Source organism: Candidatus Gracilibacteria bacterium (assembly GCA_041658685.1).
In the GTDB taxonomy this organism is placed as follows: domain Bacteria; phylum Patescibacteriota; class Gracilibacteria; order UBA1369; family UBA12473; genus JBAZZS01.
In genome coordinates this window covers 1-13,966 of sequence record JBAZZS010000005.1, presented here as the reverse complement: position 1 = coordinate 13,966, position 13,966 = coordinate 1, and the positions used below count along the sequence as shown (strand labels likewise).

General features: G+C 45.3%; 10 protein-coding genes. 8 read left to right on the top strand and 2 right to left on the bottom strand.

Annotated elements, in window-relative coordinates; all coding sequences use genetic code 25:
- Positions 1 to 42: 42 nt before the first annotated feature.
- Positions 43 to 5,622 (bottom strand): hypothetical protein, encoded by a 5,580-nt coding sequence (locus WC882_05780; GenBank protein MFA5843144.1) that lies wholly within the window; start codon positions 5,620 to 5,622, stop codon positions 43 to 45.
- A gap of 110 nt (positions 5,623 to 5,732) precedes the next feature.
- Here WC882_05780 and tpiA point away from each other — a divergent pair, with 110 nt between their 5' ends.
- Both tpiA and WC882_05770 read left to right on the top strand, forming a co-directional pair.
- Entirely contained in the window at positions 5,733 to 6,407 is a 675-nt protein-coding gene (tpiA, locus tag WC882_05775; GenBank protein ID MFA5843143.1) for a triose-phosphate isomerase, read from the top strand.
- A gap of 307 nt (positions 6,408 to 6,714) precedes the next feature.
- Positions 6,715 to 8,043 (top strand): O-antigen ligase family protein, encoded by a 1,329-nt coding sequence (locus tag WC882_05770; protein ID MFA5843142.1) that lies wholly within the window; start codon positions 6,715 to 6,717, stop codon positions 8,041 to 8,043.
- Here the strand turns inward: WC882_05770 and WC882_05765 are convergent.
- Entirely contained in the window at positions 8,040 to 8,438 is a 399-nt protein-coding gene (locus WC882_05765; GenBank protein ID MFA5843141.1) for a hypothetical protein, read from the bottom strand. The two genes, WC882_05770 and WC882_05765, sit on opposite strands and share 4 nt — an antisense overlap.
- Positions 8,439 to 8,508: 70 nt before the next feature.
- Here WC882_05765 and WC882_05760 point away from each other — a divergent pair, with 70 nt between their 5' ends.
- The 6 genes from WC882_05760 (at position 8,509) to WC882_05735 (ending at position 13,802) form a co-directional block, all read left to right on the top strand.
- Entirely contained in the window at positions 8,509 to 8,943 is a 435-nt protein-coding gene (locus tag WC882_05760) for a riboflavin kinase (GenBank protein MFA5843140.1), read from the top strand.
- A gap of 11 nt (positions 8,944 to 8,954) precedes the next feature.
- Positions 8,955 to 10,367: a UDP-N-acetylmuramoyl-L-alanyl-D-glutamate--2,6-diaminopimelate ligase gene (locus tag WC882_05755; GenBank protein ID MFA5843139.1), complete on the top strand. Its 1,413-nt coding sequence runs from the start codon at positions 8,955 to 8,957 to the stop codon at positions 10,365 to 10,367.
- Complete coding sequence (locus tag WC882_05750; GenBank protein ID MFA5843138.1) at positions 10,328 to 10,921, top strand: hypothetical protein; 594 nt, start codon at positions 10,328 to 10,330, stop codon at positions 10,919 to 10,921. Before WC882_05755 ends, WC882_05750 begins: the two co-directional genes overlap by 40 nt.
- A 131-nt stretch (positions 10,922 to 11,052) precedes the next feature.
- Complete coding sequence (gene truB / locus WC882_05745) at positions 11,053 to 11,955, top strand: tRNA pseudouridine(55) synthase TruB (protein ID MFA5843137.1); 903 nt, start codon at positions 11,053 to 11,055, stop codon at positions 11,953 to 11,955.
- A gap of 43 nt (positions 11,956 to 11,998) precedes the next feature.
- Positions 11,999 to 12,697, top strand: a complete 699-nt coding sequence (locus WC882_05740; protein ID MFA5843136.1) for a hypothetical protein — start codon at positions 11,999 to 12,001, stop codon at positions 12,695 to 12,697.
- 19 nt (positions 12,698 to 12,716) lie between these two features.
- On the top strand, positions 12,717 to 13,802 hold the full coding sequence (locus tag WC882_05735) for an MraY family glycosyltransferase (GenBank protein ID MFA5843135.1): 1,086 nt from the start codon (positions 12,717 to 12,719) through the stop codon (positions 13,800 to 13,802).
- Positions 13,803 to 13,966: the final 164 nt, after the last annotated feature.

Sequence of the window (13,966 nt, the reverse complement as noted above, 5' to 3'; positions counted from 1 at the left end):
TTTAAAATAAATAAATGTGTTTTAAATCTTTAATCGTTTGGTTTACGGGTGCCCGGGGTTATTTCCGTGGGTGCCTGGGTCTGGGTTGGATGGGGCGGGTTCGGGGTCGCCTCCCGGGGTTTCATTATTTTCTATACTTGGGTCTCCTCCTTCCAGCTTTTGCTTTTCTGGTGCGAGCGTTGTGGCGGTTCCTCCGGCAAAGATTTCTAAGACTGGCACATGAACCATGTAGTCACTGCGTTCTTGGATGCTGGTTTTTGTGGCTCCGCTCACGGGAACCGGGCTCAGGTTGGGTTCAATATAAATAGTTGGGTTGGCACAATCTTGATTGGCTCCGACCACCACTTTTGTGTCAAAAGTGAAAGCCATGGATTCTCCACGATAATTGGAAATCATCACGGTTTGTTGATCGGGTTTTATAGAGAGTTGAGCCGCATGGAATTGTTTTACAATGATATTGAAATCTCGATAGGTGGCTTTTTGAATTTCTGTCCCCGTTTTTGCTAAAGAGGGATTGGCGTGAATTTCATCCATTGCCTTTTTGGCTTCCGGGCCTTTGAGCCAGAGGTAGTTTTGATACACATTGAGTGCAAGCGGCGTGTGTAAAAATGGATCGGCTTCGGCGTTTTTTATTTTTTCCCAATCGTTTTGAAGCAATAAAGCACGCATTTCTTGATCTTGGGTGTAATCCACAAAACTGACCAATTTGGCGTCGGTTCCTTGGATGACATTCCTGCGCATCCCTTTTATCAGGTCTCTGCCAACAACCGTTGAAAGGGTTGCATTTGTTTTGAGGGAGTAGGTTCGATTGAGATCGAGATCCCCGATGTTCATGTTTGCCAAAATTCGAGAGGCTGCTCCGGCATCCCCCAATTCCGCAGTCAATGTTTTTTGGAAGAATTCTCGATGACGTCTTGCAAATGCCGGTTTTTCATTGGCCGGAATTTTCAAGAACGTTTCGCGACGAACAACTCCCAAGATGAAGCTGACTTCTAAGGGTGTGGCTTCTTTTTTGTAACGCGCTTTATAAGAGGCATTTAACTTATCGATAAGGGGTTTGTTGTTTTCTCCCATATCCGGGGTTTCAGTGGTGGCTTTATAACAGAGCGGTCGATTTGTATTAAAGAATCCTTTTGCAAAGTCGCTGAGACGTGTTGTTTCCAAAGCGTCTCGACTTTCAGCGGTTGCTTTTCCAATGACCGCTTCCGTAGCCACGAGGTCGGCTTCGAGAATTTCTTTCGATACGCCGGTTTGAGCCAGAATCGCATCGCGGTTTGCTTTGAATTGTTCCATAGTCAAAACCATGCCTTGCGGGCGATTCTCAAGAATTTTTCCACCTTTAATTCCTCGAGAATCCACGGAGAGTTTGCTGTCATCTCGGAATTCAATGGATCCGGCGCCTTCACGATTGAACGTGTTGAAGTTGCGGCCTGCCCGTGGGTTTGCCTTGATGGTGATCACGGTTTTTCGATAATGAGTCCATTCGGTATTTGGTTTACGCGTCAGATTGAATTCTTGTCGTTGAATAATGAGATCGCCGTAAAGCGTGTTGGCGGCCAAATAAATTTCGCTCGGGTTTTTCCCACCAATGAGGGCGGTGTTTTTCATGGAAGGATCCATGATAACTTGGACATCCCCTTGAACATTGTGGATGGAAAGTTTTAAAAGACCGGCGGCATCCCCTGAGTTCACGGGGGTTAATTCCATGCCGCTTTTTTTCATTTCTTTATCGAGGGCTCCGAGACGTTGATTGGCGATGTCTCCGGCTTTTACAATGCTTTCCGATTTTTGAGGAAGCACTCCCAATTGGCCTGCTTCATTGTAGGCGAGTTCAATGGGGGTGAGTTTGATGAAATCTCCTGCATTCAACGGGGTTGCTATTTCAGCGCCTCCAAAGGCTCCCAATTGTTGCCTGAGTGCTTTTTCTGCGTCTTGATGTGACTCAGCGGAAAGTTCGGCCCAGCTTCCTCCATTTTTGGTCATGGGATAAACTTTGGCTCTTCCTCTAAACGCAAAACTGATCAACGGAAGAGGGATGGGGCCGATCATGACCACATGAATTCCGGTGAGAGGGAAAACTCCCGCATCCGCTTCACTGGCATTTTGCATTTCTGAGGCGTAGGTGTTGAACATGTCGTTGAGAATGGCGGCTTGTACGTTTTTGGGAGCGAGAGTGAATTTAGGATCTGTTGCAATGGAACGGAATTCCGGTATTTGAGCGATGAGAGCGGCTTTTTCTTCGACGGTTTTGGCTTTACTGTCGATTTCTGTTTTTAAGGCCGCGACGCCGCCTCTTCGACGTACGTCTTGAATGTGTTCGCGAACATCGTATTTGCCTCCTCCATGCACGCCCCACCCTAAAGTGAGACCTGATTCCGAGAATCCAACTCCGGTGCTTGCTCCGGCATAGAAAATGACTTTTCCCGCATCGGCGATACCGGTTTCGCTCACCGTGGCTCCGGCATTGAGTCCATTACTACTGACTCCGGCTCCAACGGAGACCGTGGTTGTGAGTACCAACCAATCCGCGGCTTGAACGGCTTTTGAAAGCCCGATACCTCCACCTGCTTCCAATCCTTTGCTATCTGAAACGCCTGCTCCGATGCCCAATTGGACACTGAATCCTTTTGGTAAGGGGACGGATACTCCTCCACCCAAGCGCATCCCATCAAATTTTCCTTTATGAGTGAGCATGGCTTGTCCGGCAACGGCCAAGGAGATTTCTTCCGGGGTTTTTGGGGTTTTTTGTGCGGTTAATTTATCTTGGAGTTGTTGTTGGGACATCCAAGTAATATCGTTTTCGAGCGCTTTGTGAATGAGGATGGCCGCGTCTTCCAAATCCGAACCGGAAAGCACCCCATTTTTGTCGGCTTCCATGAGTTGGACAAGGATGGGATAAATGACTTTGTCTTCTTTATAAGATTCCAAAATAGCTTGTTTGCGTTCGACTCCTTTAACCAGGGTTCCTTTTTCTCCCTCAATGGCATATCCGTTTTGGATGAAGCGTTTTTGTCTGAGGGTGAGAGCTTTTCCATCTTCCAATTTGAGTTGTTTTTGGAGTTGGCTGATGTAGTTGTTCTCCGGGGTTGGTTGCTTTTCCAAGATGTCTTTGATGGCCAGTTTTTTAGCTGTGATTTTTTTGTAAATTTCATCCAGGGCTTTATGGGAAGCTTCGGCGTCTTCTTTCTCGCCTTTCTTTTCCGCTTTTTCAAAAGTTCGTAATTCTTTTTCTCCCTCTTTTGCAAGCAATAAAATATCTTCTTGAGCGGTTAAAATGGCGTTGGCGTGCGCGTTGGTGATGTTAACTCCGCGGGTGTTTTGAAGCGCTTCCACTATATTAAGGTTGGGATCCATAAAACTTTTGGCAATCCCTTGGTCAAGATAGTTTTGAAGTTCTCCTTGGATGGGAGTGTAATCAATGGTGGCAATGGCTGTGTCCGGGTTGATTGTTGTGTGTTTATCGAGGATGCGTTCCATGGCAGCTTGAGGGTCCATACGACGACTGAGCAATCCCGTTTTTTTATAAATGAGAGCTTTCCCGTCATCGATTTGGGCAGAGGTGACGTTGGAATCTTCGTCAATGGAAGAGAAGGCGCTCGAAAGGAGTTCCTTATTATATAAGTCCGGTTTTTTAGCCATAGCGGAGAGCCGTGTCGCAAAGGCCGCTTCTTCATTAAAGGTAAGGGTGGCATCTTCTTGATTAACCTTGACGGATTCGGCGATTTTTTGGAGAGCTTTATTCTCTTTGTTGAAATCCGTTGGTAAAGAGGCGAGATAGAGTCGTTTGTCAGTGGATGACGGTTTGGCAATATTTCCTTGGCGGATCAATAAATCCATTCCATACATATCGGCCATGAGTTTTAATACAAACGCACCATCCATTTTTCTGACTTTGGAGTTTGATACGCCTAACTCTTGGAAAACGTTTTGGACAGGGACAATGGTTGCACGTCCGATGCCGATCGGTTCGACGGCTTCGCCTCCGACGACCGCTTTTGGTTTCCCGGCAACCACGGAAGAGAAATCGTAAAGGCTTTCGATGTAAGTGCTATTCGGTAAAGCAACGATTTTTGCTTCTGTTTTTTCTGCGGTGAGTTTTTCATGAGCACTGGATCCTTTCAACTCCACACCTTTTTGCATGGCATCCATGGCGTTGAAAAGTTCGGTGCAGGAAGCCATAAAGCTTTCTTTTTCCGCACATTGATCAACAGCCGCGGCTTGCTTGGCTTCTAATTCTTTTTTCTGGGCTTCCAAGGGGAGAATTGGACTTAATGCTCTGGTGAGTTTTGGGACCAATACTTCTTTTTCATATTTTGTTGGTAATTTTTCAGCTAAATCTTTAATTCGATCATTCCATTCTTTATAACTTTCTTCCGGTTTTTGGCGATAAGGGGCAAGAATTGCTTCGGCTTGGTCAGGTCGATATTTCTCGCTGATAAGATTTTTTAGTTCTCCGGTGAATAAAGCATCGATGTCGCCTTTCTCTGCATCTATTTTTCTATCAAATTCTCCTATTTCTTTTTTATGACTGTTTTTTTCAGCGCGTGCGGCTTCATAATCTGTAAAGAATTTTTTGGGTCCAACTCCGTATTTTTCTTGGGTTAAATTGCGGAAAGAAAGACTGTTATTGGCTCCGCGACGAATGACTTCCCGAAATTGAACCGGAGTCCAATGGAATCGTTCGCCAATGACATTGATGACTCGATTGGCATCATTGTTTTGGTCACGTAAGGTGCGGGTCAAAACTTCAGCCCAAGTATCGGCTTTATTTATTTCCCCATGAAAAAGTCCGGTGCTGAGGAAGTCGGGAAGGCGAGCGGAACGATCCGTGAGTTTTTCATTGTGTTGGTTGATATCTTCGGCGATTTTTTTGTCTGAGGCCTGGGATTGAATTTCTTTTTGTTTGATTTCAGCGTTGTACGCTTCGGGGGCGCTTTGGACTCCGGATTCGGCTCGTTCTGTTTCAATGATTTTTTTTGTCTTTTCTTCTTCTTTATCCCAGTTTGTTTTTGGGACATAAATATCATCGGTTTCATCACAGTAAAATCTCCCCTTATTTTTGTAATTGGTGAGGTGGAAGGAGGTTTTATATTGGTTGCTTAATCTGACATTGAGGTCTTTGAGTTCGTCGACGGTCATGCCATAATCTGTTGCAATTTCGTCCATCCATCGGCCTTTGATTTTTTCAGGCGGAAGTTTGACGGGTTTAACCACATCGTTTAACACTTCTCCGCGTTTTTGAGTTTCCAGTTTTTGACTGAGTTTTTGTATGGCTTCGTTTTTTTGTTCGGCAAATTGTTTGGCTTTGTCCACGGTTAGTTCGTCACCACTTTTTGCAAGGGCTGTTAAAGTTTGATTCAGTTCGTCGAAGGTTTTTTGGATTTCAAGAAAAGCTTTGTCTCCAGGGAAAGCATCTTCGGTCGCACTTCTTTTTTTGTCGAGATCTTTTTTCTCATTCTCTACTGCGAGGATATTGGCTTCTTTTGTCTCTTTTTTCTCGCCAGGAGGTGGGCTATCTTCCCGAACATTCTCCACTTTCCCCACCAGCCTCTTCGGCTTGATGTCGCTTTCAGCAAATAAAGCTTGGCAGAAATTGGTTGTGAATCCCTTGAGGAAATTCATAGTTTTTGGTTTTAGTTTTTAATTTGATTTTTTAAAATCTATTAATTCTACCATAAATAAAAAACTATTGCAATGGTGTTGAAGTGAAAAAACTTGGAGGGTCTGATAAGGTGGGTGCGATGAAACTTCCTTTGATTCTCACCAACTTTAAAACCTACGAGTCTGCGATGGGCGCGAAAGCGGTCGAGTTGGCGCAACTTCACGAGAAGGTGAGCCTCGAAACCGGCGTTTCGATGGCTGTTGCCGTGCAGTCCACGGATATTTTTCGAGTGGCGTCTGCGGTCAAGATTCCGGTTTTTGCTCAGCATTTGGATTTGGTGCATTTCGGTTCTTATACCGGCCATATTTTGGCTGAGGCCGTGAAGGTGTCGGGCGCGTTTGGAACATTGCTCAATCATTCCGAGCATCGGTTGTCGCTGGAGGTGTTGAAGTTGTCGATTCAGCGGGCAAAAGAGGTGGGGTTGGTGGTGGTGGCGTGTGCGCAGGATCCTGAGGAGGGCGCGGTGATTGCGGGGTTTGGGCCTGATTTTGTGGCGGTCGAGCCGCCGGAATTGATTGGGGGAGACATCTCAGTAGCTACGGCAAAGCCTGAGATTATTCAGGTGGCAGTGGATTTGATTGGTCGCGGGCGCGTATTGGTGGGAGCGGGCGTGAAAAATTCAAAAGACATCGAAATTGCGATCATGCTCGGTGCGTCCGGCGTATTGTTGGCGTCCGGGGTGACCAAGGCCGCGGATCCCGAAGCGGTGTTGAGGGATTTGGCGAAAGGGGCGCATGAAGCGTAGGGAGTTTGAGGATTTTCCAGACAGGAATTTTGTTTTGGGGAGGTCTTTGCGTCGTTTGTTAAGTTTTTCGTGGATGATTTTTAAAAATCAAAATGGCTTATTTGAGCCAAAAATCGTGGCAAAAAGTGTGCACGTGCACACTTTTCCGAGGGAGATTTTTTGCTTGTCAGGACGGAACTTAAGATAATAATTTTGCCATTACAAAAATGTTAAAAGAAAATGAACGAGATAAGAAGTGGGAAATAGAAGAGAATGCGGGGAGCGCACTTCGCTAGCGCTGCGTGCGTGTTCGTGCGAAAATGCGGGTATGAAAAAATGGTTTTTGATTTGGGTTTCGATTTTGCCACTCTTTTTTCCGCTGTATCTCGTGCGGTTTTCGGTTGGGGGAGTGCCGACCACGTTGTTGGAAGTTTTGGTTGCGCTGACGCTGATGGTGGGCGTGATTTTTTTTGTACGACCGCGAAGTTTAAAAGAAGCATTTTTTAACCTTAAAAAACAGGGATTAAAGTCTATGTTTTGGCCGATTTTGTTGTTTGTTGGGGCTGCGATTTTTTCGACCTTCATTGTGCCGAAAACCACGGTCGCGATCGATGGCACGATTGTGGGGAGTCAACTTGTCGCGTTTGGGGTATTGAAGGGGTGGATTTTGATGCCGATTTTTTACTTTGCCATGATTCGATTTGTGCCGTGGACTGGAAAGGATAAAAAGCGCATGCTAGTGGCGTTGGCGTTGTCCGGTTTCGGGTTGTCATTGTGGGCGATTTATCAGATGGTGACGGGAAGTTTTACCACATGGGATGGTCGTGCGTCCGGCCCGTTTGAGTCCGCCAATTATTTGGCACTGTATTTGGGTCCGATTTTAGTGATGTGCGCGGGGCATATTGTACAAATATTTTGTTCAACAAAAAAAGTTTTATTCTGGTTGATTTTGTTTTTTGTCATGGCCGTCGCGTTTTGGGGTACGCAATCGTACGCGGCGTTTATTGCGTTTTTTGTGGGCACGGCATTTTACGGATTGTTTTCTTCCACGATTTCGCGAAAATTTAAAATTGTGGCGTGTTTGGGCGCTTTTGTCGTGGTCACCGGATTTTTTGTCACGCAAATGAACACGGCTAAATTTCAGTCGTTTTTGGATTTTGATGCGCGAACGTCGAGCAGTGTTCGAATCGAAGTGTATCGAGTGGCGTGGGGTTTGATCCAATCGCATCCGGTGGCAGGGATTGGATTGGGGCAATTTCAGGTTCAATACGCACTGAATGCTCCGACGATTTTGGGCCATGCGCCGTACGAGTGGGTGATGCTTCATCCGCACAATTTGGGGTTGGCGTTTTGGTTGAATACCGGGATTTTTGGAGTATTGGCCATGGCGTGGTTGTTGATGGTGGTGTTTTTTGGGAGGCGAAAAGGCGAGCGTGCGGAAGCGAGCGTGGCGTGCAAGAGTGGGATGAGCGTGGATGTGGCCGTGGCGCTGGGTGAGTGCACAAGGAGTAGTGATACGGCGGTGTGGAAACGAGCGTTGCGCCTAGTCGGTTTGGCCATGATGATTACGATTCTTACGCACGGTTTATTTGACGTTCCGTTTTTCAAAAACGACCTCGCGTATTTGTGGTGGCTGGTGGTGGGGTTGAGTGTTTAAAGGTTTTTATTGTTGGGGTCGACGACTTCAATACAGGTTAATCCCTGATCCCTGAATATTTTCATCATAGCGCGGAGATCCTTAGGGCCTGTTACGGCACGTTCGTTATCGTAAGGATGTGGCAATGTTATGATGTTAAAGTCAAAGTTTCCACCTTTATCAAGGGGAACTACTACTTTAGATAGAGGAATGTTTTGTCCTGTAGCGTCGGCAATTAATATTCCTATAGCGTGTTTTTTCTTATCCATTTCCGTGAATACAAATTCTCGTTTTATTTCATCCGCTTTTTCCCCTGGTCCACGTCTGGCAGCTTCTTTCTTTTTATCTTTGGCTTCCCTTTTTTCTCGAGTTTCCTGAGGTCTTTTATGGGGTTCCCAAGTCAGTTCTTTTGCCATCTTTAATGTTTAAAAAATTTAAATCCTATATAATAGTGCCGTTTTAATATTTTATGTAAAATTATTGCCTTTGTCAATCTTTTCAGGTCAAGTCATCTCCGGTCATGGGCGAGGGCGAACGATTGGTTTTCCAACGCTTAATCTTCGCTTAGATCTTGAAATGGATACTAAGAACAAAATTCCCTTCGCTGGGAAAAATGCGAAGAAAGCTCACTCCGCTTCGCTTCGTGAGTGCGCTTCGGGAGTGTATGTCGTAAAGGCGCAGGTGAATGGAACTTTTTTTTATGGCGGCATGCATTTTGGTCCGCGTCCCACATTTGATGAAAAAGAGTCTACCGTTGAGATTCATCTCGTTGGATTCTCAGGAGAAAAAGTCGACGGGGAGGTGAGGGTTGAGGTTTTGAAGCGGATTCGCGGTATTCGTACGTTCGTGTCGCAGGAGGCGTTGAAAAAGCAGATTGAGAAAGATATGATGGCGATAATGAAAATGGCTCACGATCAATAATTAATTTTCCCATGCTCGATTCTCTCAAGAAAAAGATCCCGCAACATCACCCCCTTCGCCTGCTTTATCACAAGACCATGGCGATTTTGGCGGCGCTGTATTACCGTTTTCCCGGGGATCGCATGACGGTGATTGGCGTGACCGGCACGAATGGCAAAACCACGACGGTGCATCTTATTTCTGAGATTTTGCGCGAAGCCGGGCATAAGGTGGGTTTTTTGACCACTGCGGATTTTCGTATTGATGAAGAATTGTGGCCGAATGAGGCGAAGATGACCACGTTGCCACCGTTTAAACTTCAACGTTATTTGCGGCTTATGGCAGATCAGGGTTGTCAGTACGCGGTTGTGGAAGTGACTTCGCACGCGCTGGATCAATCGCGGTTGTGGGGTGTGTCCATCGACATTGCGATTTCCACGAATGTGACGCACGACCATCTCGATTATCATATGACGGCTGAGGCCTATTTAAAGGCAAAAGGCAAGCTTTTTAACTCCCTCAATTATTCCAAACGCAAACCGAATATTCCCAAAGTTTCCATTCTCAATGCCGAGGATCCGAGTGTGACGTATTTTCAGAAATTTGTGGCGGATCGTACGTTTTTGTATGGGATTACCAAGGGTTCGTTTTGCGCGTCGGACATCACGTTGCGGGCGGATTCGAGTACGTTCACGTTTCGAGTTCCGAATGACCGTGCGGAAATCACGTTGCCGTTACCCGGACAATTCAATATCGAAAATGCGTTGGCCGCGGCTACGGTGGCTGTGGCCTTACAGATTAATTTGCCGATTATTAAGCGGGCGTTGGAAAAAGCCGCTCCTGTGCCCGGACGCATGGAGCCCATTCGTGAAGGGCAAAAATATGGAGTGATTGTGGATTATGCGCATGCGCCGGATTCGTTGGAAAAAATGTTGGCCATGTTTCGTCCGCTCACGTCGAAACGATTGATGGTGGTGTTTGGCGCGACAGGGGATCGGGATCGCAGCAAGCGCCCGATCATGGGCGAAATTGTGCATCGTTATGCGGATTGGATCGTGCTCACCGACGACGATCCGTACACTGAGGATCCGTTGCAGATTATGGGGGAGGTAAAAAAAGGAATTCCGCGAAAAGAGGGCGAAAATTTTTGGATTATTCCGGATCGACGAGAAGCGATTCGTGTGGCGTTGGCTGTTGCGCGTGAAGGCGATACCGTGATTGTGACCGGCAAAGGTTGCGAGCCGTATCAGGTGGTGGGGGATCGAAAAATTCCCTCCGACGATCGTCAAATCGTGCGCGGTTATTTGAGTCGTGAAGTGGAAGTGGAAATTGGCGAGGGGAAGGTGCAGGTGGGGAATCGGTATTTGGAGAGTTGATGAAAAATTTTGAATTTTAAATATTTCTCATGGTGGATTTTTCGGATGAAGAAGTTACTGAGGCAGTAGAATTATCGGATTTATTACAAAAAGAATTGATTGCGAAAGGATATCCTCCCGAATCTTTTGATATAAAAATACGATCGAAAGGACGAGTCTGTTTTATTTTTAGGATCGTTGATCCTAAGACAAAGAAACTTCTGGCAATTATGGCATTATATGTTCGAAATCGATTTGTTGCCACGAGTAATGATTTAGATGAAGTAAGGGGGATTTTTTTAACGGTTGAGAAAAAAGAAAAAGTTTCTTTTTTCTTAGTTGAATTATTTGATGGAAAACTTATTTTTAATCAGTTTGTTTCGAATCATTTTATTTTTTTAGGTAAAATGATTTTTTTTGAAAATTTGAGAGAAAAAGTATTGGGATTAAAAAAGGATTGTGCCTTAAAAATTATTTCTTGGGGAGGAGCGTTTATTTTATTTATTTTTTTATTATTGGATTGGATAAATTGGGTTAAAGTCCCCATTAAGAGTGTGTATTTATTTGTAATAATCATTGGGTTATTGTTGATCCCTTACGCAAGAAAAATAAGTATATTTGATAAAATTAAAATTGAGTTATAAGAGATAATAAAAAATTCACATTATTTTAATTTTTATAAAATCTGTGCCCGGGCACAAATTTTGCCTCAAATTTCGGCTTAAGTAAGCCATTTCGTATCCAGAAAATTCATAAAATTTTACTTAAATTATAAATGACCCAGGCGGTTGAAAAGAAAATGCAAGATAGCGCACTTCGCTTCGCTCCGTGCGTGTTAGTCCTCGATAAGCCCTCTGGGGTGAGCTCTTTTCGCGAAGTGGCGCGGGTGCGACGCGAGAGCGGGGTGCGGCGCGTGGGGCATCTCGGGACGCTGGATCCTTTGGCCACGGGCGTTCTTGTGGTGGCGGTGGGGGAGGCGACCAAGTTGATTGAGTATTTTATGAAGGCCGACAAGGTTTACGAGGCCACGGCGGAGTTTGGGAAAGTGAGTGATACGTACGATCGCGAGGGGGAAATTAAAGTGTTTGCGAGCGTGAATTCATTAGAAAAAATAACTCGCGAGGCGATTGAGCAAGCTTTGCCCTCTTTTACCGGCGAAATCATGCAAGTTCCGCCGATTTTTTCCGCACTCAAAATCAAGGGAAAGCCCGCGTATGAGCTTGCGCGTGCAGGCAAAAAAGTGGAGCTTAAGGCGCGGCCGGTTGTGATTCATGCGTTGGAAATTTTGAGTTTCGAAACACCGTTTTTGCGCTTGCGCATCCATTGTTCGAGCGGAACCTACATTCGTTCTTTGGTGCATGATTTAGGGCAAAAATTGGGCGTGGGCGCACTCATGACCGAGCTCCGCCGTACGCGAGTCGGGCCTTTTTCGTTGGAGGCTCTGGGTGAAATTTCTCTCGAAAAATTGGTTGAAAATTGGGCCTCGTTCGAACTTACCGATTCGCTATTTCAGGCGTTACGCCAGGGGAGAATCGAAAAAGCTCCTTCCGGTTTTCCTGAGGCGAGTGACGGTTTTCCTGTGGCTGCGTTTTTTCACGGCAAGGTGGTGAGTTTTTTGGAAAAAGATGAGAAGGGGGATATCAGAATTTTGAAGAATTTGTGTACCGGTTCTTTTTAAAATATGCGATACTCGGTTTGCTTTTTACTTTTTTATTTTCTTTATGAATAAAGTTATTGCGGTTGCTGCGGTTGGCGCGGCCTTGGCTGTCGGGATGGCCGGTTATTTTCTTTCTCCTCAGAAATATCATAAATTTAATGTTCATTATTCGGTGGTTTGGTCTTCGGATTTAGTTTCTATTGATCCCTCTATTAAGCAATTTGCTTTTTTGGGTTCTGCGGAAGCGGATATTGAATTGGTTTTCCCGGCTGAAGGAGGAAATTTGGTCCAGCAAAACGGTACCGCTAAAATTACAGGTTTTGTTTCGGAAGATCCTAATTGTATTGTTTCGGATCCCAAGGATTTGTTTGCGCACGAATTATCGGTTGAATTTAATCCTTCCACGACTTTTTTTACGTTGGTGCAAGGAGAGAAGCCTTGGCCTAAAATACAATTTCAAGAATTGGCTTGGTCCAAAGGAGTTAATTTCCCTTTGTTGGAGGTAGAAATGTCTTGTCCGGTGGTGGGGTCTTTTCCTTTAAATACCAGTATTTATCCTTTGGTTTTGGGTGTTTTTGATGATCATACAATTTCAGCCGATTGTCTTTCCAATTCAGAATCGGGTTATGCTTGTTATGTTCATCTCGACTCTCCTGTTTTTAATGTGGGTAATCCGGATACGTTGAGTGAAGTTCCCTTTATGAATATGTACCTTGCGACCATTGAATTTACGGTGGAAGATTTGGGAGAAATTAAATTGTAACGTGTTAAACTGTCCCCGTATGGAATCCCTTTCTCTCTACATCGACGCGTTTCGACCGTATGTTTTGCCCGGACTTTTTGCGTTTGTGGCTACGTTTGTGTTGAGTTTTCTTGCGCTTCGAGTTTTTCCAAAAATCGGATTGATGGATCGTCCGCACCTTTATGGTTTGAAGCGCAAACCCGTGCCGTACAGTGGCGGACTCATTCTCGCGTTGGTGTTTTTTGTCTCCGTTTTTTTATTCATGAAAATTGACGTTCGTTTGACCGCGGTTCTCGGGGCCGCCGGATTGATTGTTTTGGTGAGTTTTTTGGATGATCGATTTCGATTGAGTCCGCTGTTGCGGTTGTTTGTTCAGATTGTGGCTGCGTTGTTGGTAGTTCTGGCCGGGGTGGGCGTGACGTCGATCACGAATCCGTTTGGCGGCATGATTTCACTCGATGCGTTTCAATTTTCGTTACATTGGGGAGGGGCAGTGCACACGTATGCGACATTGGCTGTTATTTTTACCGTATTTTGGATCGTTCTCCTTATGAATACCGTGAATTGGCTCGACGGGTTGCCGGGGCTGGTGAGTGGGATTTCGGTTCTCGCGTCCGTGCTGTTGTTTGTGCTCAGCATTCGGCCGCATTTTCATTATATTGATCAGACCGATGTGGCGATGTTTGCCATTATTTTGGCAGGCGCGTGTTTGGCGTTTTGGCGATTTGATTTTTCGCCGGCCAAGATGTTGATGGGGGATACGGGAAGTATGTTTTTGGGTTTTATGCTCGCGATTTTGTCGATTTTCTCAGGCGGGAAAATTGCCACCGCGTTTTTGATCATGGGTTTTCCTATTTTGGATGCGTTTTGGGTGGTGATGCGGCGCATTGCGAAAGGGCAGTCTCCGCTCAAAGGTGATTTGGGACACTTCCATCATCGATTGTTGAAGGCCGGATTCAGCGAACGAAAAGTCATCGTTTTTATTTATGCCTTGTGTGCGTTGTTTGGCGGGCTGGCGCTGGTGCTGGGATCTCAGGGGAAATTGATTGCGCTGGTTGTGATGGGTGTGATGATGGGGGTATTGGGAAGTTGGGTGGCAAGGAAGGGGAAAAAAGAGGGCAATTAAAAATAAAAATGGCTTATTTAAGCCAAAAATTTGATTAAAAACTCTGCCCGGGCGGGATAGTTAACGAAACTTGGTTGAAGAATATTTTCTTTTAAATCTGTAAAAGTTTCTTTTTTGTGTCATTTTCTCGTGTATGAATAAAAAACATGAGAAATCTTCCTGCT